This is a genomic window from Catellatospora sp. NPDC049133, assembly GCF_040648455.1.
Taxonomy (GTDB): domain Bacteria; phylum Actinomycetota; class Actinomycetes; order Mycobacteriales; family Micromonosporaceae; genus Catellatospora; species Catellatospora aurea.
On sequence record NZ_JBEZDT010000012.1, the window covers coordinates 56,828 to 78,210 of the forward strand.

Annotated in this window: 26 protein-coding genes; 14 read left to right on the forward strand and 12 right to left on the reverse strand. The window is 72.4% G+C overall.

Annotated features, from left to right (window positions below; translation table 11 throughout):
* Positions 1 to 176: 176 nt before the first annotated feature.
* Both proC and AB0B35_RS15835 read left to right on the forward strand, forming a co-directional pair.
* Positions 177 to 983 carry a pyrroline-5-carboxylate reductase gene (proC, locus tag AB0B35_RS15830; RefSeq protein ID WP_203687934.1) on the forward strand — a complete coding sequence of 269 codons (807 nt, stop codon included), beginning with the start codon at positions 177 to 179 and terminating at the stop codon, positions 981 to 983.
* Positions 984 to 1,137: 154 nt separating this feature from the next.
* A complete protein-coding gene (locus tag AB0B35_RS15835; RefSeq protein WP_360537344.1) occupies positions 1,138 to 1,503 on the forward strand; it encodes a hypothetical protein in 366 nt (121 codons plus the stop codon).
* Here the strand turns inward: AB0B35_RS15835 and AB0B35_RS15840 are convergent.
* Complete coding sequence (locus AB0B35_RS15840) at positions 1,455 to 2,009, reverse strand: hypothetical protein (RefSeq protein ID WP_361045595.1); 555 nt, start codon at positions 2,007 to 2,009, stop codon at positions 1,455 to 1,457. The two genes, AB0B35_RS15835 and AB0B35_RS15840, sit on opposite strands and share 49 nt — an antisense overlap.
* Before the next feature lie 116 nt (positions 2,010 to 2,125).
* Between AB0B35_RS15840 and AB0B35_RS15845 the strand changes: the two genes are divergently transcribed.
* From AB0B35_RS15845 to AB0B35_RS15860, 4 genes are all read left to right on the forward strand, one after another.
* On the forward strand, positions 2,126 to 3,553 hold the full coding sequence (locus AB0B35_RS15845; protein WP_361045597.1) for a class II 3-deoxy-7-phosphoheptulonate synthase: 1,428 nt from the start codon (positions 2,126 to 2,128) through the stop codon (positions 3,551 to 3,553).
* 138 nt (positions 3,554 to 3,691) lie between these two features.
* Positions 3,692 to 4,723 carry a GntG family PLP-dependent aldolase gene (locus tag AB0B35_RS15850; RefSeq protein ID WP_361045600.1) on the forward strand — a complete coding sequence of 344 codons (1,032 nt, stop codon included), beginning with the start codon at positions 3,692 to 3,694 and terminating at the stop codon, positions 4,721 to 4,723.
* A gap of 41 nt (positions 4,724 to 4,764) precedes the next feature.
* Positions 4,765 to 4,959, forward strand: a complete 195-nt coding sequence (locus tag AB0B35_RS15855; RefSeq protein ID WP_361045602.1) for a type II toxin-antitoxin system VapB family antitoxin — start codon at positions 4,765 to 4,767, stop codon at positions 4,957 to 4,959.
* Positions 4,947 to 5,366 (forward strand): PIN domain-containing protein, encoded by a 420-nt coding sequence (locus AB0B35_RS15860; RefSeq protein WP_361045605.1) that lies wholly within the window; start codon positions 4,947 to 4,949, stop codon positions 5,364 to 5,366. Before AB0B35_RS15855 ends, AB0B35_RS15860 begins: the two co-directional genes overlap by 13 nt.
* Positions 5,367 to 5,444: 78 nt before the next feature.
* Here the strand turns inward: AB0B35_RS15860 and bfr are convergent, their stop codons facing one another.
* The 5 genes from bfr to AB0B35_RS15885 all read right to left on the reverse strand — a co-directional run bounded on the left by bfr (position 5,445) and on the right by AB0B35_RS15885 (position 9,782).
* The gene (bfr, locus tag AB0B35_RS15865; RefSeq protein WP_203687940.1) at positions 5,445 to 5,924 is read right to left on the reverse strand and encodes a bacterioferritin; all 480 of its coding nucleotides are present in this window, start codon (positions 5,922 to 5,924) and stop codon (positions 5,445 to 5,447) included.
* Positions 5,925 to 5,981: 57 nt separating this feature from the next.
* On the reverse strand, positions 5,982 to 6,170 hold the full coding sequence (locus AB0B35_RS15870) for a (2Fe-2S)-binding protein (RefSeq protein ID WP_203687941.1): 189 nt from the start codon (positions 6,168 to 6,170) through the stop codon (positions 5,982 to 5,984).
* Between the two features lie 82 nt (positions 6,171 to 6,252).
* Positions 6,253 to 7,104, reverse strand: a complete 852-nt coding sequence (locus AB0B35_RS15875) for a deoxyribonuclease IV (RefSeq protein WP_361045608.1) — start codon at positions 7,102 to 7,104, stop codon at positions 6,253 to 6,255.
* Entirely contained in the window at positions 7,089 to 9,074 is a 1,986-nt protein-coding gene (gene pknB, locus AB0B35_RS15880) for a Stk1 family PASTA domain-containing Ser/Thr kinase (RefSeq protein WP_361045611.1), read from the reverse strand. Before pknB ends, AB0B35_RS15875 begins: the two co-directional genes overlap by 16 nt.
* Before the next feature lie 84 nt (positions 9,075 to 9,158).
* A complete protein-coding gene (locus AB0B35_RS15885) occupies positions 9,159 to 9,782 on the reverse strand; it encodes a hypothetical protein (RefSeq protein WP_361045612.1) in 624 nt (207 codons plus the stop codon).
* Positions 9,783 to 9,866: 84 nt separating this feature from the next.
* On the opposite strand from AB0B35_RS15885, the gene AB0B35_RS15890 reads away from it, so the two are divergent.
* From AB0B35_RS15890 to AB0B35_RS15900, 3 genes are read left to right on the forward strand one after another with little or no spacing between them, the layout of a single operon-like run.
* Positions 9,867 to 10,226 carry an Rv2175c family DNA-binding protein gene (locus tag AB0B35_RS15890; protein ID WP_239167012.1) on the forward strand — a complete coding sequence of 120 codons (360 nt, stop codon included), beginning with the start codon at positions 9,867 to 9,869 and terminating at the stop codon, positions 10,224 to 10,226.
* Between the two features lie 2 nt (positions 10,227 to 10,228).
* Entirely contained in the window at positions 10,229 to 10,546 is a 318-nt protein-coding gene (locus AB0B35_RS15895) for a lycopene cyclase domain-containing protein (protein ID WP_361045614.1), read from the forward strand.
* Positions 10,543 to 10,851 carry a lycopene cyclase domain-containing protein gene (locus AB0B35_RS15900; protein ID WP_361045616.1) on the forward strand — a complete coding sequence of 103 codons (309 nt, stop codon included), beginning with the start codon at positions 10,543 to 10,545 and terminating at the stop codon, positions 10,849 to 10,851. The genes AB0B35_RS15895 and AB0B35_RS15900 overlap by 4 nt, the downstream gene beginning before the upstream one ends.
* Here AB0B35_RS15900 and mptB read toward each other — a convergent pair.
* Entirely contained in the window at positions 10,796 to 12,391 is a 1,596-nt protein-coding gene (gene mptB, locus AB0B35_RS15905) for a polyprenol phosphomannose-dependent alpha 1,6 mannosyltransferase MptB (RefSeq protein ID WP_361045619.1), read from the reverse strand. The genes AB0B35_RS15900 and mptB overlap by 56 nt on opposite strands.
* A 57-nt stretch (positions 12,392 to 12,448) precedes the next feature.
* Between mptB and AB0B35_RS15910 the strand changes: the two genes are divergently transcribed.
* A complete protein-coding gene (locus AB0B35_RS15910; RefSeq protein WP_361045622.1) occupies positions 12,449 to 12,889 on the forward strand; it encodes a ribonuclease domain-containing protein in 441 nt (146 codons plus the stop codon).
* A 1-nt stretch (position 12,890) separates the two neighbouring features.
* Here AB0B35_RS15910 and AB0B35_RS15915 read toward each other — a convergent pair whose 3' ends face one another.
* Together AB0B35_RS15915 and AB0B35_RS15920 are read right to left on the reverse strand one after the other, a co-directional pair.
* Complete coding sequence (locus tag AB0B35_RS15915) at positions 12,891 to 13,961, reverse strand: polyprenyl synthetase family protein (RefSeq protein WP_361045624.1); 1,071 nt, start codon at positions 13,959 to 13,961, stop codon at positions 12,891 to 12,893.
* A gap of 9 nt (positions 13,962 to 13,970) precedes the next feature.
* Positions 13,971 to 15,275: a transcriptional regulator gene (locus tag AB0B35_RS15920; RefSeq protein WP_361045627.1), complete on the reverse strand. Its 1,305-nt coding sequence runs from the start codon at positions 15,273 to 15,275 to the stop codon at positions 13,971 to 13,973.
* A gap of 332 nt (positions 15,276 to 15,607) precedes the next feature.
* On the opposite strand from AB0B35_RS15920, the gene AB0B35_RS15925 reads away from it, so the two are divergent.
* The 4 genes from AB0B35_RS15925 to AB0B35_RS15940 all read left to right on the forward strand — a co-directional run bounded on the left by AB0B35_RS15925 (position 15,608) and on the right by AB0B35_RS15940 (position 18,953).
* Complete coding sequence (locus tag AB0B35_RS15925) at positions 15,608 to 16,351, forward strand: GntR family transcriptional regulator (protein ID WP_361045630.1); 744 nt, start codon at positions 15,608 to 15,610, stop codon at positions 16,349 to 16,351.
* A gap of 538 nt (positions 16,352 to 16,889) precedes the next feature.
* Positions 16,890 to 17,171, forward strand: a complete 282-nt coding sequence (locus tag AB0B35_RS15930) for a hypothetical protein (RefSeq protein ID WP_360539799.1) — start codon at positions 16,890 to 16,892, stop codon at positions 17,169 to 17,171.
* A gap of 125 nt (positions 17,172 to 17,296) precedes the next feature.
* Positions 17,297 to 18,217 carry a methylenetetrahydrofolate reductase [NAD(P)H] gene (gene metF, locus AB0B35_RS15935; RefSeq protein ID WP_361045632.1) on the forward strand — a complete coding sequence of 307 codons (921 nt, stop codon included), beginning with the start codon at positions 17,297 to 17,299 and terminating at the stop codon, positions 18,215 to 18,217.
* Positions 18,218 to 18,263: 46 nt separating this feature from the next.
* Positions 18,264 to 18,953: a CDP-alcohol phosphatidyltransferase family protein gene (locus AB0B35_RS15940; RefSeq protein ID WP_361045634.1), complete on the forward strand. Its 690-nt coding sequence runs from the start codon at positions 18,264 to 18,266 to the stop codon at positions 18,951 to 18,953.
* Positions 18,954 to 19,156: 203 nt separating this feature from the next.
* Here the strand turns inward: AB0B35_RS15940 and AB0B35_RS15945 are convergent, their stop codons facing one another.
* From AB0B35_RS15945 to AB0B35_RS15955, 3 genes are read right to left on the reverse strand one after another with little or no spacing between them, the layout of a single operon-like run.
* Entirely contained in the window at positions 19,157 to 19,699 is a 543-nt protein-coding gene (locus AB0B35_RS15945; protein ID WP_361045636.1) for a GNAT family N-acetyltransferase, read from the reverse strand.
* On the reverse strand, positions 19,696 to 20,184 hold the full coding sequence (locus tag AB0B35_RS15950; RefSeq protein WP_203687957.1) for a YbaK/EbsC family protein: 489 nt from the start codon (positions 20,182 to 20,184) through the stop codon (positions 19,696 to 19,698). Before AB0B35_RS15950 ends, AB0B35_RS15945 begins: the two co-directional genes overlap by 4 nt.
* Positions 20,185 to 20,212: 28 nt before the next feature.
* Complete coding sequence (locus AB0B35_RS15955) at positions 20,213 to 21,208, reverse strand: EamA family transporter (RefSeq protein WP_361045638.1); 996 nt, start codon at positions 21,206 to 21,208, stop codon at positions 20,213 to 20,215.
* Positions 21,209 to 21,383 lie beyond the last annotated feature (175 nt).

Sequence of the window (21,383 nt, forward strand, 5' to 3'; positions counted from 1 at the left end):
GCCCGGACGGCCACGCCACGGCGGGTTGATCATGAACTTATGGTCGGCACGTGGGGAGTCGCTTGGTGCGCCGCTTTGAGCGGCGGCGCGCCGGGACGAGCCATGTGCTGAGGTTCGACGGAGTGTCGCGTCCATAACTTCATGATCAACCCGCTTCGCTTATGGAGGGAGCAGGGATGTACACCGTTGCCGTGATCGGGGCGGGGAAGATCGGGGAGGTGCTGCTCTCCGGGCTGGTGAAGGCCGGGTGGCCGGTGGATCAGATCGTCGCCACCGCGCGGCGGGAGGAGCGGGCCGAGCAGCTGCGCAACCGGTACGGCATCAGGGTGCTGGACAACGCCGAGGCGGTGGCCGCCGCCGACGTGGTGGCGATCGCGGTCAAGCCGCAGGACGCCGGGGCGCTGATGGCCGAGCTGGGGCCGCAGATCCCGGCCGGCAAGCTGGTGATCTCGCTGTGCGCGGGCCTGCCGACGGGCTTCTTCACCAAGTGGCTGGCCGAGGGCACGCCGGTGGTGCGGGTCATGACGAACACGCCCGCCCTGGTCGACGAGGCCATGACGGCGATCTCGGCCGGGCCGCACGCCACCGCGCACCACCTGGGGATCGCCGAGGAGCTGTTCTCGCCGCTGGGCCGCACCATCCGGGTGCCGGAGAGCCAGCAGGACGCGGTCACCGCGCTGTCCGGCTCCGGCCCGGCGTACTTCTACTTCCTGGTCGAGGCGATGACCGACGCGGGCATCCTGCTCGGGCTGCCCCGCCAGGTGGCGCACGATCTCATCGTGCAGACCGCGATCGGCTCGGCCATCATGCTGCGCGACTCGGGGGAGCACCCGGTGAAGCTGCGCGAGGCGGTCACCTCGCCCGCGGGCACCACCATCTCCGCCATCCGCGAGCTGGAGAACCACGGGGTGCGCGCGGCGTTCCTGGCCGCCCTGGAGGCCGCCCGCGACCGGGCCAAGGAGATCGCCGACCAGGCGTCCTGAGCACGTTCACGTGATCGGAGGACCCCCGCAGGATCATTCACGCCTGCGGGGGTTCCTGCTGTTCGGAGCGTCGTCTTAGGCTCGGGCCAGGGAGTTTGAGCCGAACCCCCGGCCCCGTAGCTCCGCCCCCGGAGCCGCACGCAAGGAGACGGCCATGCGACGCGCAGCAACGATCCTCGGGACCACCCTCGCCGCCCTCATGATCTCCGCCCCGGCCTACGCCTACGCACACGACAAGGTCACCAACCCCGTGCTGCACGCGATCCTCGACGTGCTCACCCTCGCGGTCGTCACCGCTCCGGTGTGGACCGCCTTCGCCTGGTCCCGCGGCCGCCGCTCGGCAGCGCTGATGCTGCTGATCGGACTGGTGCAGATCCCCGCGGGCGTGCTGGCGTTCGTGCCCATCCCCGACCCCGTGCTGCACGCGGCCGCACTCGTGACCAGCCTCGCGATCACGGTCACCTCGATCGTCTACGTACGGCGCGAGGTCGCCGTCGCCGCCGCGGTCGAGGCCGGCTGAGAGACCCGCTGCCGGGGCGACCCGGCGGACGGTGCGAACCCGCTGTCGGCTGTGTGCGACGAGTCGCGGACGGCCGGCGGCGGTACCGCGCAACCGCCCGATCCGGTGCCGCTGCCGGGTCGGGCGGCGGTGCGCAGGGCCACCCGCTCGCCGTCGAGGTCAAGCACCAGTTGCTCGCCGCTGTGCCGCACCCGCGGGCAGCCCGTGTGCGGTGCGCTCCAGACCCCGTCGGTACGCCGGTACGCCGTCCACCGGCAGTGCTCCTCCCCGACGTACCCCCAGGCCATGAAAAGCTCGGTGCCCCGGTAGCGGTAGAGCCCCACGGTGGCGGTCCGCCCGTCCTCGGGCCGGCGGAAGAACTCGCCGGTCAGCCCCGGCACGACCTGCCCTTCGAGGTCGACGTCGGCCACGGTCCGGTGCGGCGTGTACTCGGCCAGCCGCGGCAGTGCGCCAGCCTCGCGCCGCACGTCATCGCCCTGCACCGCCGGACCGCTTCGCTCGCTCATGCCTGATCAACGAGGCCGTGCCCTGGTGGCGACACGTTCGCGCAGCGTGATCTCAGGTTGCGGAATGCGCCACGTCGGCTGCGGGCGGCGGCGGACGCGGCCTTACCCTTGAGGCCATGCGCCACGAATGGCATGAGCTCAGGCACCCCGGTCTCGAACTGGGCGACAACCGGCAGCCCGGCGAGTCCGGCGTCACCATCGGCCGGCCCACCACGGTCGCCTCGGCGGAGGATCTGGGTCTGGACCACTGGCGCACCCTGCCGCGGGCGCAGATGCCGCCGTGGGAGGACTACAGCGAGGTCGAGCAGGTGTGCCGGGTGCTGGACTCGGTGCCCTCGGTCGTCGCGCCGTACGAGGTCGACCAGCTGCGCCAGCGGCTGGCGCAGGTCTGCGAGGGCAAGGCGTTCCTGCTGCAGGGCGGCGACTGCGCCGAGACGTTCGCCGACAACACCGAGAGCCACCTGCTGGCCAACGCCCGCACGCTGCTGCAGATGGCGGTGGTGCTGACGTACGGCGCGAGCATGCCGGTGGTCAAGGTGGCCCGGGTGGCCGGCCAGTACACCAAGCCGCGTTCGCAGCCGCTGGACTCGCTGGGGCTGCCCGCGTACCGCGGCGACATGATCAACTCATTGGAGCCGACGCCCGAGGCCCGCGTCGCCGACCCGCAGCGCATGATCCGGGCGTACGCCAACGCGGCCGCCGCGATGAACATGCTGCGGGCGTACCTCGGCGGTGGCCTGGGCGACCTGCACGCCGTGCACGACTGGAACCGCGACTTCGTGCGCACCTCCGCCTTCGGTGAGCGTTACGAGGCCATCGCCCGCGAGATCGACCGGGCGCTCGCGTTCATCCGCGCCTGCGGCATGACCGACGAGGAGGCGCTGCGCACCGTCACGCTCTACGCCTCGCACGAGGCGCTGGCGCTGGAGTACGACCGGGCGCTGACCCGCATCGCCGACGGCAGGGCGTACGGCCTGTCCGGCCACTTCCTGTGGGTCGGCGAGCGCACCCGCGACCTCGACGGCGCGCACCTGGACTTCATCTCCCGCATCGCCAACCCGATCGGCGTGAAGCTCGGCCCGACCACCACGCCCGACTACGCGCTGCGCCTGTGCGAGATGCTCAACCCCGACAACATCCCCGGCAAGCTCACGCTGATCAGCCGGATGGGCAACCACCAGGTCCGCGACAGCCTGCCGCGGCTGGTCGAGACGGTGCGCGACAACGGCGCGAAGGTCGTCTGGCAGTGCGACCCGATGCACGGCAACACCCACGAGTCGTCCAACGGGTACAAGACCCGCCACTTCGACCGCATCGTCGACGAGGTGCTGGGCTACTTCGAGGTGCACAAGATGCTGGGCACCCACCCGGGCGGCATCCACATCGAGCTGACCGGCGAGGACGTCACCGAGTGCCTGGGCGGCGCGCAGGCCCTGGCCGACGCCGACCTGGAGCGCCGCTACGAGACCGCCTGCGACCCGCGCCTGAACACCCAGCAGTCGCTGGAACTGGCCTTCCTGGTCGCGGAGATGCTCCGCGGCTGAGCCACCTCGGCCCATGATCGCCGTTTCCGGTCATGATCTGCTCTCGAACACCAGATCATGACCGGAAACAGTGATCACCGCGCGGGAACGGCCGGGACCGCCAGGCATGCGCCCTGGCGGATGCGGTAGGAACGAGGCATGACGCAACTGGTTGATCTTCGCAGCGACACCGTGACCAAGCCGACCGCGCCGATGCGGGCCGCGATGGCCGCCGCCGAGGTCGGTGACGACGTGTACGCCGAGGATCCGACCGTCAACGCCCTGGAGCGCAAGGTCGCCGCGATGTTCGGGCACGAGGCGGCGTTGTTCGCCCCGACCGGCTCGATGGCCAACCAGATCGCGTTGCAGCTGATCGTGCCGCCCGCACAGGAGCTGCTGTGCGACGCGAACGCGCACGTGGTGACGTACGAGATCGGCGCGGCCGCGGCCATCGGCGGCATCTCCAGCCGCACCTGGCCCTTCGCGGGCGGCGCGATCGACGTGGAGCAGGTCGCCTCGATGATCCGCCCCGACGGCTACCACGCCGTGCCGACCCGGGCGATCGCCGTCGAGCAGACCCACAACATGGCCGGTGGCGTCGTCATCGGACTGGAGACGCTGCGTGCCCTGCGCGAGGCGGCCGACACCGCCGGCATCGCGATGCACTGCGACGGAGCCCGGATCTGGCACGCGCACATCGCCGACGGGGTGCCGCTGGCCGAGTACGGCGCGCTGTTCGACACGCTGTCGGTGTGCCTGTCCAAGGGCCTGGGCGCGCCGGTCGGCTCGCTGGTGGTCGGCAGCGCCGAGAAGATCGCCAAGGCGCGCTGGATCCGCAAGCGCATGGGCGGCGGGATGCGGCAGGCGGGCATTCTCGCCGCGGCGGGTGTCTACGCGCTGGACAACCACGTGGAGCGGCTTGCCGAGGACCACGTGCGGGCGCGGCGGCTCGCCGAGGCGCTGGCCCCGTTCGGCGTCGTGGACCTGGACCGGGTGCGTACCAACCTGGTCATCCTCGACCTCGCCAAGACCGCCCTCGACGCGCCCACCCTGGCAGCCCGAGCCCGGGAGCAGGGCGTGCTGGTCAGCGCGCTCGGCCCGCGCACCGGCCGCCTCATCACCCACCTGGACATCGACGACGACGACCTCGACCGCGCGATCGACGTGCTGGCAGCCATCTTCCGCAGTTGATATCTTTATCCGAGAGGATTTGATATCAACCTGGGGGGCTCATGCGTACGGTGATCGACATCGACGACGAGGCGCTGGCCGAGGCATCTGCTGAGCTGGGCACGACGACGAAAGTAGCCACGGTGAACGAAGCGTTGCGGCTTGCCGCGGCCCGTCGCCGTACCGAGGAGTATCTGCGACTCCTGCGCGATCTCGACCTGACCGAGGAGGCCGGCGCGCAGGCGTGGCGGAGCTGATGCTCTTCCTGGCCGACAAGTCCGCCCACGAGCTGGCGCGACGCGATGAGAAGGCGGGTCGCGCCTTCGAGACGCTGGCCGTGACGGGCCTGCTCGCGACTTGTGCCATGGTGCAACTGGAGATCCTGTACTCGGCGCGTAACAGGGCTGAGCACAAGATCCTCAGGGCGTACCTGCGCGAGCACTGCGTCTGGCTGGAGACCACGGACGCGGTGCTGGTGCAGGCCGTGGATCTGCAGGAGGAACTGTTCGACCGGGGGATGGGCCGCAAGCCGCTGCCGGATCTGATCATCGCGGCGGTGGCTGTCCACCATGACGCGGTGCTGGTGCACAATGACCGCGATTTCGCGGACATCGCCGTCGTCGCACCGGGCCTGCGGCAGCGCTGGATCGTGCCACCCGGCTGAGCCGGTCCGGCTCGCAAACCCTCGAACAAGAAGGAACGGGCCGGTGCGCACGCACCGGCCCGGCCGCGTACGCGGAGCTCAGGGTTCCGGGTGCTCCGTGACGTTCTGGAGGTAGAGGCCCTCGCCGAGGCTGGCGATGAGGCCGAGCTGGGTCTCCAGGTAGTCGATGTGGTGCTCCTCGTCCTGGAGGATGTCCTCGAAGATGTTGGCCGAGGTCACGTCACCGACCGAGCGCATGTACTCGATGCCCAGGCGCAGCCGCTCGACGGCCTCGACCTCGACCTTCATGTCGCACTCGAACTGCTCCTTGACGGTCTCGCCGATGCGCAGCGCGAAGAGCTTCTGGAAGTTCGGCAGGCCGTCGAGGAACAGGATCCGCTCGGCGAGCCGGTCGGCGTGCTTCATCTCGTCGATCGACTCGTGCCGGGTGTACTTCGCGAGTTTCGTGTATCCCCAGTTCTCCTGCATGCGGTAGTGCAGCCAGTACTGGTTGATCGCGGTGAGCTCGGCGGTCAGCTGCTCGTTGAGGAACTCTATGACTCGGGCGTCGCCTTGCATGGTGAAGAAACCCCCCACGGGAACTCGTATGGGGGTAAATCTACGCGTGTTGTCCCGTTATACGGCGATTGCCACGAGCGTGTCGGCGTTCTCCTCGTCGATCAGGTCCACGATGCGGTCCAGGCAGGAACCACACCCGGTCCCCGCGCCACATGCCTCGCCGACGGAGTCCTCGCAGCGCGCGCCCGCGCGGATCGCCGAGCGCACCTCGCACTCACGAACCCGTTCACAGATGCACACGAACACAGCAGGGACCCTTCGGCACTGGAGGAGTGAGGCTCGCGGTCAAGCAAGCCTTGCCTCAGTAAGGGTGCCCTAAAGGAAATGCCTAGCGCAAGCCCCTGAGCAGGGAAATGTCAGCGGCGTGCGTCTCACCGGGCGTCTCGACGATGATCGGAACACCGGTGACGGCGGGGTGGCGGAACATCTCGGCGAACGCCTCGGAGCCGATCAGGCCCTTGCCGATGGCTTCGTGCCGGTCGCGAGTGGACCCCATCGGGTCCTTGGAGTCGTTGGCGTGCACCAGGCCCAGCCGGTCCGGCCCGCACACGTCGACCAGGGCGTCCAGGGTCAGCGTCATGCCGCCGGGTTTGGCCAGGTCGTGCCCGGCCGCCCAGGCGTGGCACGTGTCGAAGCACACGCCCAGGCGCGGGTGGCGGTCCACCGCGTCCAGGTACGGCCCCAGGTCCTCGACGCGGGCCGCCAGCGAGCGCCCGCCGCCGGCGCTGGGCTCGACCAGCAGCCGCGGCCCGTCGTCGGGCAGCGCGTCCAGCAGCGGCAGCAGCACCTCGCGCACCTGGCGCATCGCGGCCGGGGCGTGCTCGGCGTCGACCGAGGAGCCGGCGTGGAAGACGACCCCGCGCGCGCCGATCGCCGCGGCCCGCAGCAGCGCGTGCGTCAGCACCTCGCCGGACTGCTCGACCGTCGCGGCGGTGGGGGAGCCGATGTTCACCAGCAGCGAGGCGTGAACGTAGGCGGGGACGGACCGGGTGTGGCAGCCCGCTGTGAAGGCCTCGTCCTGACCGGGGTCGCCGGCCGGGCGGGCCCAGCCCCGCGGGTTTCCCACGTAGACCTGCACCGCCGACGCCGACACCTTGTCGATGTAGGCCAGGGCGGCCTTCGCGAGCCCTCCGGCGACCGGCGCGTGCGCGCCGACCGGGTTCGTCATCCCAGCTGACATTCGATCACCACTTGCTGTCCCGCCTGCACCGCCGTGTTCGGGGCCGGATTCTGGTTCACGACCTTGAACCAGTTCTTGTCCCCGAGCACGCCTCGGACCTCGACCTGCAGCCCCATCGAGGCGAGCAGGCCTTCGGCGTCGCCGCAGCGCGCGTTGCGCACCTCCGGCATCGCCTTCACGTTCTGATTGTTGCTGACCTGCAGTTTCACCTCGTCGTTGGGCTCCGCGCCGGCACCGTTGGCAGGTGTCTGCTTCACTACGATGTCGTACGGCTTGTCCGACTCGACGCGCTCGACGCTGACCCGCAGGCCCATCTTCTGCAGGATGTCGGTCGCCTCGGTGACCGTCTTGCCCTCGACGAACGGCACGCTGAGCGGAGCCTTGCCCTTGCTGACGATGACCTTGACCTCGGTTCCGGGCGGAACCTCGGTGTCGGCCTTCGGGTCGGTCGACAGCACGGTGCCCTTCGGGGCGAGGTCGTCGTACTTCTCCCCGGCCTTGACCGGCTTCAGCTTCAGCGGCGCCGCCTGCAGGTCGGCGACGGCCAGCTCCCAGGACTTGCCGACCACGTCGGGCACCAGGTAGCGCTCGGGCCCGGCGGACAGGGTCAGGACCACCGTGCCGCCGCGCACGACCCGCTCGCCGGGCGGCGGGTTCTGCACGAGCACCACGTCCTTGGGCACGTCCTCGCGATACTGCGGGTCCAGGAACCGGTACTCGAGACCGGCCTGGGCCAGCGTGCTGATCGCCTGGTCCTTGGTCAGGTTCGTCAGCTGCGGCGTCACCGCGTACCGGCCGAAGCCCAGCCACCAGCCGCCGGTCAGCACCAGCAGGGCGAGCACGACCGCGCCCGCGGTCAGCGCCAGGCGGCCCCGCGGATCGCCCATGAGCTTGCGGTACTGCGCCTTGATCCGGTCGATCGGGCTGCTGGGGGCCGGCGCCGGGGCGCGGCGGCGCGAGCGCGGCGCGGGCTGCGCGTCGGGCAGCCGGGCCCAGGACGGGCGCGCGGCGGGCGTCACGTGGCTGACGATCACCGTCTCCTGCTCGACCGGGCGCATCCGCTGCGTGGTGTTGCTCGCGGCGATGTTCTCCCGGGCGGCCTGCACGGCGGCCAGCAGCGCGCCCGCGTCGGTGGGGCGGCCGCCGGGGGAGCGGCGGGTCGCGGAGGCGACCAGCTCGTCCAGCACCGGGGGCAGGCCGGCGACGATGCGCGACGGCGGCGGCACGTCGCGGTCCACGTGCTGCCAGGCCACCTCGACGGGGCGCTCGGCGTCGTAGGGCACGCGGCCGGTGAGGATCTCGAACAGCACGATGCCGGCGCTGTACACGTCGCTGCGCGGGTCGGCGTGGCCGTCGGTGACCAGTTCCGGGGCCACGTAGGCGACGGTGGCCATGAGCTGGCCGCCGTTGGGGTCGTCGGCGCTGGCCTCGACGGCGCGGGCCAGGCCGAAGTCGGCCACCTTCGCGACGGCGTCGATGAGGTTGTGGCTGCCGCCGGTGGGCGCCTCGGCGACCAGCACGTTCTCGGGCTTGACGTCGCGGTGCACCAGGCCGGCACGGTGCGCCGCGGCCAGCGCCGCCAGCACCTGCTCCATCACCGCGAGCGCCTCGACCGGGGTGAGCCGGCGGCGCTCGGCGAGGATGTCGCGCAGCGTGCGTCCGCGTACGTACTCCATCACCAGGTAGGGCAGGCCGGCGTGGGTGCCCTGGTCGTAGACGGCGACGACGTTGGGATGGGTCAGCCGGGCGATCGTCTTGGCCTCGTCGGTGAAGCGGTCGAGGCTGAACGCCTGGCCGGCGGCATCGCGCACCTGCGCCGGGTGAATGATCTTCAGGGCGACGGTGCGCTCCAGGCGCTCGTCCACAGCCGTGTAGACGGTCGCCATGCCACCACGAGCCACGCGACCGCGGATGCGGTAGCGCCCGTCGACGAGTGTGCCGAGTAGTGGATCGGCGACCTGAGTGTCCATCGCAGCGCAGTCTAAGTCAGGCGGTGGCCCGCGTCGTACACCCGCGCGTGCGATCGCGTCTCGGCCGGGCGTTTCTCCTGCATGTCAGGGGGTCTCCAGGTCCTCGCCGGCAGCCGGCGAACCCGGCTGCGAGGTGTCCGGCATCACGATCGCGGACGCCGAGGCCAGCGCGGACGCCGAGGCCGACGCCGAGGCGGACGGGCTGGGGCTGGGCGACGGGCTCGGCGAGGGGGACGGCGACGGCGACGGCGTGGGCGACGGGGACGGCGTGGGCGACGACTCGCAGTCGCACGGGGTCGGCGTGGGCGACGGACGCCGCGGGCTGGGGCGGGGCGTGACGACCCGGCCGGCCGGGACGTCCTTCACCCGATCGGTGGGGCTCGGTGTCGCGTTGGCCTGCCGCCACGGCACGGGCTCCGCCGAGCCCGGCGGCGCGGGCACCCGGGGCAGGGCGCCCGGCGCGCGCTCGTCCCCGAGCACGGCGTCCACCCCGGCCGCGACCGCGTAGTAGCCGCCGACCCCGACCGAGGCGAGCACCAACGCGCCGACCGCCAGCACCACCCGGTGCCGGGTCCGGGGCGGCTGCGGCCCCTCGCCGACCGCGGGCATGACGGAGGTGGTGTCGTTCGCCCGGCGGCGGGCGAGGTCGTAGCGCAGCGAGCGGCGCGCGCCGTCGATCTCCCGCTTGATCGTCTGCCAGGGATTCATCGGGGTCTCCTCTCCTCGGCCGGCACGGCGCTCGGGATGGGGATGCGGTGGTGTGGCCGGTCGGCGACGTGGCAAGGTGTGGAGGTGGCCGAAACTTCGCACTCGACGACCGACGCACCCACGACCTGGCTGCCCCTGCCGGACGTGGCTGAGCGCCTGGGCCTGCCGATCCTCAAGGTGCACCAGATGATCAAGGACGGCTCGCTGCTGGCCGTGCGCCATGAGGGCGTGCGCCAGGTGCCCGCGGAACTGGTGGCCAACGACATCGTGCTCAAGCACCTCCCCGGCGTGCTGACGTTGCTGCGCGACGCCGGGTTCAACGACGATGAGGCCGTGCGGTGGCTCTACACCGCCGACGACACGCTTCCGGGGACGCCCGCGGCGGCGCTGGGCGGCGACAAGGCCCGCGAGGTGAAGCGCCGGGCCCAGGCCGTGGCCTTCTGACGGTGTACGCGTACCTGGCGGTGCTGCTCGGCTGCCTGCTGTGCGCGCTGTGGCTGGAGCCGGTGCTGCGGGTCGGGGTGCTGCGCCAGTGGCGGCGGCTGCTGCTGGTGGCCGTGCCCGTGGTGCTGGTCTTCGGCGCGTGGGACCTGCTGGCGATCGCGGCCGGGCACTGGTCCTTCGATCACGACCAGGTGCTCGGGATCTGGCTGCCCGGCGGGATGCCGCTGGAGGAGCTGCTGTTCTTCCTGGTGGTGCCGCTGTGCGCGATCCTCGGCTTCGAGGCCGTGCGCACGGTGCTGGACCGGGTGCGGCGTCCGTGACGTACACGGTGGCGGCCGTGCTCGGTCTGGCCGGCGCGGTGGTGGCCGACCTGCTGGTGCTGCGCACGCGGGTGCTGTGCAGCCTCGTGTTCTGGGCGACGTACCCGATCGTGCTGGTGTTCCAGCTGCTCAGCAACGGAGTGCTGACCGGCCGCGGAGTGGTCCGCTACGCGCCGGAGGCGATCACGGGCCTGCGCATCGCGTACGCCCCGGTCGAGGATCTGGTCTTCGGTTTCGCGCTGGTGCTGTTCACGCTGTCGCTCTGGGTCTGGACCGGACGGCGGCGACGATCAGCGCGGCCGTGACCGCGAACGCGCCGACCGCCTTGGTCAGCACCGGCACCCCCAGCCCGTTGGGCAGCGTCAGCACCGCGCAGCCCACCGCCGCCACGGCCACCCACCGCCGCCGCCGCGGATCCGTCTCCGCCGCAGCCAGCACGGCCAGCGGCGCGAGCGCGTACCACGGATAGAACACCGGCCCGAGCAGCGCCGTCGCGGCCATCACCCACCCGCAGGCCCGCACCACGGCCCCCGCGTCACCGCGCCGCCGCCACGAGTACACCAGCCCCCACACCCCGACCGCCGCCAGCGCCACCAGCCCCAGTGCCCGCCCCCCGGCCACCGCGGCGTCGACCCACTCACCCCGCCCCGCCAGCCGAAACAGGTAACCGACGGCCATGCCCACGGCGGTCGGCGGCGAACTCCACTGCACCAGCTCCCCGGTCCCTCGCAGCGCCGCCACCCACCCGAGCCCCAGTCCCGACCCGAAACTCACCACCCCGAACGTCGCGACCCCGGCCACCGCCGCGCTCCACCACCGCCGCCCCAGCAGAATCACCACGAACGGCACCGCCACCACCGCGGTCACCTTGACCCCCACCGCGCACGCCACCACCACCCCCGCCCCGACCGCGCCCCACCACGCCGCCGCCCCTGCCCCGCCGCCATCGCCGCGACGATCTTGCGTGAACTGTGGGGACGGCACGCCTGAACCAGGCAAATGGGCAACCGTTCGCGCAAGATTGTCGCGATCTTGGGGGCGGTGGCGCAGGGCGAGGGCCAGGGCGGTGGTGGTGAGGGCGGCGACGAGGGCGTCGTTGTGGAGAGCGGAGAGGGCGTGGACGGCGGTCAGGGGGGTGAGCAGGGCCAGCCAGTAGGCGGCGGAGACGGGGACGCCGCAGGCGCGGGCCAGGGGTGGTAGAGCCAGCGCCAGCAGGGCCACTGCGGCGAGGGTGAGCAGGCGTAGGCCGGCCAGGGCGCCGAGCAGGCCGCCGAGGGCGGTGACCAGCCCGGTGAGCAGCACCGCGACCGGGCCGTAGGGGGTCGGTGTGTGCCACCACAGCTCGGGCACCGCCGCGGTCCAGGGGCAGCCGCCGTCGGCGACCCCCATCGCGTACGGGTCCAGGCCCGCGCGCCACAGCCAGCCCTGGCAGGCGTACGCGTAGGCGTCGCGGCTGCCCAGCGGCGGTGCGACCAGCAACGGAGCGGCCCACGCCGCCCCGACGGCCAGCAGCCGCCACGATGAGCCGGGCCACCATCGGGCCGCGCCGGACCCGGACGCCGTCCCGGACCGCTCCGCGGCTCCCGCGACGCCCGGCCGGGGCGAGATCAGGTCGCCGGCCCGGCCCAGCCGCCACCACGCGACCGTCCAGCCGGCCAGGCCGGCCAGCCAGCACGCCAGTCCCAGCAGGAAACTCCCGGACACCGCGCCGAACCCGCCCAGCCGCAGCCCAGGCCCGGGGTCGCCGCCCGGCAGCGCGCCCGCCAGGTAGGCGGAGGCGGCCAGCAGCACGCCCGAGACGCAGCCCAGGGCGACCGTGGCGCGGGAGGTGGGGTGGGGGAGCACCAGTCGATGATTCCACGGTCCTTGATCGCGACTGCGCGACACCGCACACTCCCTGATGTGGACAGGTACGCGACGCGGCGCAACATCACGATCGCCGCCGTGGTGGCGGTGCTGCTGATCGCCGTCATGGCGCTGCTCGGGTACTGCGCGCGCACCGCGCTGGCGCCCTCCGGCGGGGACGGCGCGCCCGCGGCGTCGGCGGTCCGGACGCCGGTGTCGGGCCTGCCCACGGTGCCCCTGCGCGACCTGCCCAAGGAGGCGGTCGCCACGGTCGCGCTGATCGACGCGAACGGGCCGTTCCCCTACGACAAGGACGGCACCGTCTTCGGCAACCTAGAGGGCATCCTGCCCCGGCAGCCGCGCGGCTACTACCGGGAGTACACGGTGCCCACGCCGGGTTCCCGCGACCGCGGCGCGCGGCGGCTGGTCGCGGGCCGCGACGGCGACCTCTACTACACCGCCGACCACTACGAGAGCTTCCGGCAGGTGCTGCGCTGACTCAGGTGGCGCGGTGCACCGCGGCGTCGGCCAGCTCGCGCAGCATCTCGGCCGCCTCCGGCTCGACCGGCGCGGCCTCCAGCGCGGCGAGCGCCGCCGAGGTCAGCTCGGCGATGTACGCCTCCGTGCGGGCCAGCGCGCCCGACTCGGTGATGATCCGGCGCAGCTGCGCCACCCCCGCCTCGTCGAGGTCGGGGCTGCCCAGCGCGGCGGCGAGCGTGTCGCGGTCGGCGGGCGCGGCGTGCGCGAGCGCCATCACGATCAGGTAGGTCCGCTTGCCCTCGCGCAGGTCGTCACCGGCCGGCTTGCCCGTGGCGACCGGGTCGCCGAACACCCCGAGCACGTCGTCACGCAGTTGGAACGCCTCGCCCAGCGGCAGCCCGAAGGCGGAGTACGCCTCGCTCAGCGCGGCGGGCGCGTCGGCCAGCGCGGCCCCCAGCAGCAGCGGGTGCTCGACGGTGTACTTCGCCGACTTGAACCGGGCCACCTGAGACGCCCGCTCCACCGAGGTGTCCGCGGACGCCTGGGTGAGCACGTCGAGGTACTGCCCGATCATGACCTCGGTGCGCATCAGGTCGAACACCGGACGGGACCGGGCCACCGTCACCGGGTCGAGCCCGCTCTCGTGCAGCATCTCGTCGGACCAGACCAGGCACAGATCGCCGAGCAGGATCGCCGCCGCCGCGCCGAACCCGGCCGCCCCGCCCTGCCAGCGCTCCCGGTCGTGCAGCATCGCGAACCGGCGGTGCACCGCGGGCTCGCCGCGGCGGGTGTCGGAGGCGTCCATCAGGTCGTCGTGCATGAGCGCACTGGCCTGCACCAGCTCCAGCGCGGCCAGCGCGGACACCACGTCGTCGCGGTCGTCGCCGCCCGCGCCGCGGTAACCCCAGTAGGCGAAGGCCGGACGCAGGCGCTTGCCACCGCCCAGCACGAACGCCTCCACGGCGTCGGCCAGCGGGGCCAGGCCGGCGTCGATGCCCGCCATGTGCGCCCGGCGGTCGGCAAGGAAGACCGCGAGAGCCTTCTCGACCCGCGGCCGCAGCGCGGCCCGGTCCACCGGGTGAATGGTCATGGGACGAACTTAGTTCACTCCCGGCCGTGTGGATGACCCCGGTAGGTATGACGTGAGCTGTGTGATCAGCTCACTCAGCTCACGGATCGGCCGGGTCTGCGGCCGGGCCGCCAGCCGCACCGACAGCTCGCGGGTCTGCTCGGCCGCCCGCACCGACCCGGCCCGCACCGCCTCGACCGCCGCGTCCGCGCCGACCGCGCAGGCCTGCTCCACCTCGCCGACACCCAGCAGGGCACGCGCGTACCAGCCCGCATAGACCGCCCCGGTACGCGGTTGCCCGCGGCGCGGCCGGCGCAGGCCCGGCTGCTCCAGCAGCGGCAGCGCCCGCACCGGCCGGTCCAGCGCGACCAGGCACCGGCCCGTCATGGCGGCCAGTTCCGCCTGGTCCAGCCAGTACAGCCAGGACGGCTCCTGCTCCGGGCGGACCCGGTCGCCGAGCCGCCGGGCCACCAGCAGCCCGTCGGCCGCGGCCCGCCCGTCTCCGGCCCGCGCCGCGGCCAGCGCCGCCCGGTGCGCGAGCAGCGCCCGCAGCCCGGGGCTGCCCGCCCGGCGGGTGCCCGCCGCGGCGATCCGGGCCAGCCGCCAAGCCGCTCGGGGATCGGCGTCGCAGAGCAGGTGGCTGGCCGCGCCCAGCACGTGCCCGCCCAGCGCGGTTCCCCCCGCCTCCGTCGCCAGCACCAGCCCTGCCCGGTAGGCCCGCAGCGCCGCCGCGCGGTCCCCGGCGTCGGCAGCGGTCCACCCGGCGAGCTGTGCCAGCTCCGTGACCGGGCGCAGCAGACGTCGCCGGTCCGCGCCACGGGCGCGGTGCAGCCGGTCGGCGGCCTGCTGCCAGCGCCGGTGCGCGATCGGGGCCAGATCGGCCCCGCCGACGAGATCGTCCATCCGCCGCAGCTCGGCGATCTGCCGGTCGAACCCGGCGACCTCATCCCCGCCTGGCCGGATGAGGAGCCGGCCGGACGCGATGCGCGCTGATCCGTCGGCGGTGTGGTCCGGCGCGGTGTCACCGTTCACGGTGTGGCGCAGCCACTGCTCGGCGAGCTGATGCAGACGGGTGACACCGTCGGTGGGAGCGGGCGAGCCAGTGGGCCGCGCGGCGGTGGTCAGCAGGGCGGGCGGCAGGTCGAGCACGAGCGCCAGCCAGGCCAGCCACTGTGCACCGGGCAGCCGGTCGCCGCGCTCCCAGCGGCTCACCTCGTGCCTGGTCACCGTGGTGACCCCGGCCGCCGCGCAGAGCAGCGCGGCGAGCCTGGTCTGGCTGTACCCACGTCGTCGTCGGGTCTCGGCGATCAATCCGCCCAGCGGTGGACGGGACACGGCGGCCTCCAGGCTCGTCCCACGGCATTACCGGACAACGGCCGACCCCCGGCGCAGGCCCCCATGCGCCGGATCGTTTCTACCGTCCGCGTACGACACTGCGGCCACCACGCCCCGCCGCCCGGCCAAGATCGCTGTTTCGGGTCAGAAAGTGCGGTCCGGCCTTACTTTTCGACCCGAGACGGCGATCACCGCGAGGCCAGCCGCGCCGCCGCAAGCTGCCGGGCCCTCAAGGCCACGATCTGCGGATACGACGGCCGTGCGGAGGGAGATCGCGATCCATCGTGGTGTCGTAGAGTGCGACTGTTCCGAACGACGGAGGGTGGTCTGCGATGGCGGGCGAGCAGCCTGCGTACCGGCGGGTGGCGGATCAGTTGCGCCGACTCATCCTCAGCGGTGAGCTGGCAGAGGGCACCCGCCTGCCTTCCCTGCGCGAGATCGCCTCGCAGTACGGCGTCGCCGTGAGCATCGCGACACGTGCGCTGGATGTGCTACGAGCTGACGGTCTGGTGATGGCACGGCCTGGCGCGGGGACCTTCGTGCGCCGTTTCGAGCGCATCGTGCGCAGCTCGCCGGGACGGCTGGCCCGGGACCACTGGGGCGGGGGTTCGGCGATTCAAGACCATGACACGGGTCCGCGGGCGCGGGCCGTCGACATCGTCGTCGGTGATGCGCCGGCTTCCGATTTCGTAGCGGAGGCGCTGGGCGTGGAGCCAGGAGCACTCGTGCTCACCAGGTCCCGGCGGTTCGTGGTGGAGGGTAGGGCGGTGCAGCTGTCCACCTCCTACCTGCCGACGGAACTGACCCGCGGAACGCGTATCGAGCACACCGATGCGGGTGTGGGCGGCACTTATGCACGGCTGGCCGAGCAGGGATTGGCCCCCACCCACTTCACTGAACGGATCGTGGGACGTAGCCCGCTGCCGGAGGAGGCTTCTGCCCTTGGCCTGCTCGCCGACGGGGCGCGAATCCTGGAGATCACGCGCCTGGCGTATGCGGAAGACCGCTGTGTCGAGGTGAACCGCATGGTCCTCGACTCTGACGCCTACGAGCTGACCTACTCGTTTTCTGCCTGACAACTGTTCCGAACAGACGTTGATTGTTCGGAACAGTTGTGATTGACTCATGCCACCGTCCACAAGGGAGGGCATGTGGCATGAGAACTCCCCTCGATGCTCGAACACTTGGCATATACGCCGATGCGCAGGCGGCGTATGCCCGCCACCTGTTGAAGCTGCATCTACGTGACGGCACCGGCTGTTGCCGGTGCTGCGGCCGGACTCACCCATGCACTGAGCGTCTACACGCTGCGCGACTGATCGCTCATTTCGCGGACTGGCCGATTGACAGCCAATGAGCTGCGGCAATAGCGCACATCCGGCTCGAAGGGCGGGCGTCCGCCCTGGTGACAGGCGTGTAAGGACTTAACGCCTCCTGGCCCCTACACACTTTTCTGCTGGCCCCTCCCACGGGGCGGAATCTTCGCTGTGATGAACGGGCTCGCGCTGGTCGACGGCACTCCCAGTCCGGTGTGAGCCGCCGGGGCGGCGCGTCATCTCCCATGGCCTGCGCCGCCCCGGTGCCTTCGTTCGCCCGTACACCCTGGAGGGTCTGATGGAACTGCCCCCGATCGACTGGGAGAACCCGCCGCTGGAGCCGCCGGAGCAGGTGGTGCAGCCGCTGATGTGGCGGCTGGCCGCGCGATTGCTGCACGACCACGTGCCGGGTGCTGGCTTCCGGCCGCCGGTGCACCGCTGCCGGGTGTGCGAGCTGCCCTGGCCCTGCCCGCCGCGGCGGTATGCCGAGCGCGGGCTGCTCGCCGCCTGCCGCCATCCGGCGGTGGGGCGCGGCTCGGCCTCGTTCACGGACTGGTTCCTCACCGGCGAGCAGCCGTGAGCGGGCCGGCCGAGGGCGGTGCGGCTGGGGCGGGAGGGGCCCGTGAGCATGGTCGCGCGGGGCGGGCGCACCACGCACTGGGACGAAACCGCTCTTCAGGCCGGTGCGCCGATAGAGTCGGCAGGGTGACGCTGCGTGCTCCTTCCACCATGCCGGGACCCCGGCCGACCGTCCGTGAGCTGCTGGTGTCGGGGGAGCCGACGTTCTCGTTCGAGTTTTTCCCGCCGAAGACCGCCGACGGCGAACGGCTGCTGTGGCAGTCGATCCGGGAGCTGGAGTCGCTGCAACCGTCCTTCGTCTCCATCACGTACGGCGCGGGTGGCAGCACCCGGGACACGACGGTGCAGCTCACCGAGCGCATCGCGACCGAGACGACGCTGCTGCCGCTGGGGCACCTGACCGCGGTCAACCACTCGATCGGCGAGCTGCGCAACGTCATCGGGCACTACTCGGACGCGGGTGTGCGCAACATGCTGGCGCTGCGTGGCGACCCGCCGGGCAGCGACCCGCAGGCGGAGTGGGTGGCCCACCCGCGCGGGCTGCACTACGCCGAGGAGCTGGTGAGGCTGCTGAAGGAGAGCGGCGACTACTGCGTCGGCGTGGCCGCGTTCCCGGAGAAGCACCCGCGCTCGGCCGACTACGCCTCGGACGTGCACCACTTCGTCCGCAAGTGCCGGGCCGGGGCCGACTACGCGATAACGCAGTTCTTCTTCGACTGGCAGGACTGGGCGCGCCTGCGTGACGCCACCGCCGCGGCCGGCTGCGACGTGCCGATCATCCCGGGCATCATGCCGGTGACCAACGTCAGCCAGATCGAGCGCATGGCGCAGCTGTCCGGCGCGGCGTTCCCACCGGACCTGGCCGAGCGGCTGCGCGCCGTCGCCGACGACCCGCAGGCGGTACGGGCGATCGGCGTCGAGGTGGCCACCGAGTTGAGCGCGAAGCTGCTGGCTGAGGGCGCACCCGGCCTGCACTTCATCACGTTGAACCGGTCGACGGCCACCCGTGAGGTGTGGCAGCGGCTACGGGTGGGCGCCGCGGTGTAGCTCCCACCCGGGTGGCCCGCGCGAGCGGGCGGACCGGGAGTGGAGCATGGCAGCGCCGACGACGGAAACGAGCTGGGACGGGTATGTCTCCGGCTGGTCGAACTCGCACGACGGATACGACCCCCGCCACGCGGGTCCGCTGCTGCGCAAGTGGCTGCGTGCCGCGTTCACGGTCGGCGGGATCCTGGCGCGATTCGGGGCGCGGCCCGCGTACGCGATGACGGTCGCCGTGGCCTGCGCGGTGCTGGTGCCGGTCCTCGCGGCCCGGGGTGGCTCGTGGCCCGCGCTGGCGGCGCTGGTGCTGGTGCTGGGACTGGCCGCCGACACGGTCGGGCAGACGCTGGCGGTGCTGCTGGGCCGGACCTCCCGGTTGGCCTCGTTCTACCGCACCATGATCGATCGGCTGAGCGAGGTGTGCTGGCTGGTCGCGCTGGCGTCGCTCGGCGCGCAGCGCACGTTGCTGCTGGCCTGCGCGGCGATGGTGTGGCTGCACGAGTACATCCGGGCCCGCGCCGGGGCGGTCGGGCTGCGCGCGGCGGGCTCGGCGACCATCGGCGACCGGCCCACCCGGGCCTGGCTGACCCTGCTGTCGCTGGTGCTCGCGGCCGCGTCGACGGCGCAGGTCGGCCCTGATCTCGCGGCCGGCGTGGTGACGATGGTCCTGGTCCTCTGGTTCTCCCTGGCCGTGCTCGGCCTCGGCCAACTCCTCACCGTCGTCCGCAAAGTCCTGACCTGACCTGCCGCCGTCCGGTCGCGACCGGGCCGCGTCCGGGGCCCGATCGCGATGCTCGCCGGACGCGTCGGCCCGTCGCGGGTTGAGCGGGTGCCGCAGGGCACCAAGGTCGTTCGACTTGCCAGGCAGGTGGGCGAATTCGCGGTCAAGATACGCACAAGTGCCCGGCAAGTCGGATGATCAAGCGACGCGTGCGGCGTGCGGCGTCAGTGGGTCATGGGCAGGGGGCGGCCGAGGACGGCGAAGGGGCGGGGGTCGCCGGGGAAGAGCAGGTGGCGGGAGACGTCGAGGAAGCCGGTGCGGCGGTACAGCCGCCAGGCGCGCGACGCCTGCTCGTCGGCCTCGGGGGTGGACAGCAGTGTGGTCGCCGCACCCGTCATCGCCAGCAGCGCCCGCAGCTGCGCCTCGCCCAGGCCGTGGCCCTGCGCCGCGGGGCGCACGTGCAGTTCGACGACCTCGAAGCAGTCGGTCAGCCAGCGCTGCCGCGCGTCGGGGTCGAGCACCGCGCTGACCTGGTCGTGCCACCACTGGCCGGGTTCGGAGTGGTAGCCGTAGGCGAAACCGAGCAGCTGGCCCTGGTCGCTCAGGCTCGCGATCGCGCGGAAGTGCGGGCGCTGCAGGTGCGTGGTGATGTAGCCGCGCCGCACGGCCAGTGCCTGCGGGTGGTACGACATGGCCTCGCCGAACACGGCCAGCACGTCGTCCATACGCCGGCCGAGGTCGTCGGAGGTCCAGGGGACCAGCCTCATGCGACCTCCGCCGGTGTCGCCGAGGTGACCCTCAGCAGCTCCGGGTAGGTGATCGGGAAGACGGCCCGGGGCACCCCGCCCGCCGCCCAGATCTCGCCGTACGCGGCGAGCGCGGTGTCGATGAGGGTGCGCACCGGCTTGGGGTGGCCGAGCGGGGCGACGCCGCCGATGGCCTGGCCGGTGTGCTCGCGTACGAACTCCGGCGTGGCCCGGCGCAGCTTGGCGACGCCGAGGTCGGCGGCGACCTTCGCGGTGTCCACCCGGTGCCCGCCGGAGGTCAGCACCAGCAGTGGCTCGCCGTCGACCTCGAAGATCAGCGAGTTGGCGATCTGCGCGGCCTCGACGCCCAGGGCGGCCGCGGCCGCGGCGGCGGTGTGCACGCCGTCGTCCAGGATGACCACCCGGCAGCCGGCGCCGGTGTGGTCACGGGCGTCGGCGGCGTCGAGCGCGTGCTGGACTGCGATCACGTTCGGGTGCGACGACATCACTCGATCCAAGTCTCGGCGGGGCACGTCAACGGGCGCTGTGCACGCGGTCGCGTTCGACCGTATGGGCTTCATTCTGCCCCAGCGGCACCGGCTCGATGAGCGCCGCCACGGGCACCCGGGCGGTCTCGGCCAGCGCCACGCCGATCAGCAGCAGCGTGCCGCCGGCGAGCTGCGCCGGGTTGAGCCGCTCGCCCAGCGTGATCCAGGCCACCGCGGCGGCGAGCACCGGCTCGATCATGCCGAGGATGCCGACGCTGGTCGCGGGCAGGTGCCGCAGCGAGCCGGCGATCAGCAGGTACGGCACGATGGTGCCGAGGACCAGCAGGTAGGCGCAGAGCAGCCAGAGCGGCGTGCCGCCGGCGGTGTGCCCGCCCAGCGCGCTCCAGTCGGGGGCGGCGCCGGACAGCGCCCGGAGGAGCAGGCCCGCCACGGCCGACACGCCGAACGCCCAGCCGGTCAGCGAGACGGTGTCGCGGCTGGCCACGCCCTTCGCGCCGAGGACGAAGTACGCGGCGAGCAGCACCGCCGCGCCGAGGCCGGCGAGCACGCCGACGCCGTCGAGGCTCAGGTCACCCCAGATCTCGGCGACGCAGGCCAGGCCGAGCAGGCACAGGGCCAGGCCGGCCCACAGCCGGGGGCGCACCGGCCGGCGCTGACCGAAGCGGGCCCACAGCGCGACGAACAGCGGAGCGGTGTATTCGAACAGCAGCGCGACGCCGACCGGCATGCGGGCGATCGCCACGAAGTAGAGCATCGGCACGGCGAGGAAACCGGTGATGCCGTACGCGATGAGCAGCGGCAACTGCCGGGCGGTGACGGCGAACCGGCGCAGTCCGGGGCGCAGGACCGCGCCCAGCGCGATCAGCCCCGCGCATGCGCCCAGCGCCCGCAGCGTGGTGAGGTCGGGTGCGCTGACCCCGGCGCGCAGGATCAGCTTGGAGACCGTGCCGTTGACGGCGAACAGCAGGCTGGCCAGCGTGACCATGGTGATGCCCAGGGCGGGGCGAGGGCGGAACGGCACCGTTCGAGGCTACCTGTTGTCATGGGCGCAACTTCATCTGGTCCTTACTTCTGCGGTCCGGGTGGCGACACGACGCGGGCCAGGGTTTACAACGCGATTTTTTCGAACTAACGTTCTACTCGTTGTTCGGACAAGTGTTCGATCATGTCTCGGGGGGAACGGCTCGCTACCGCGA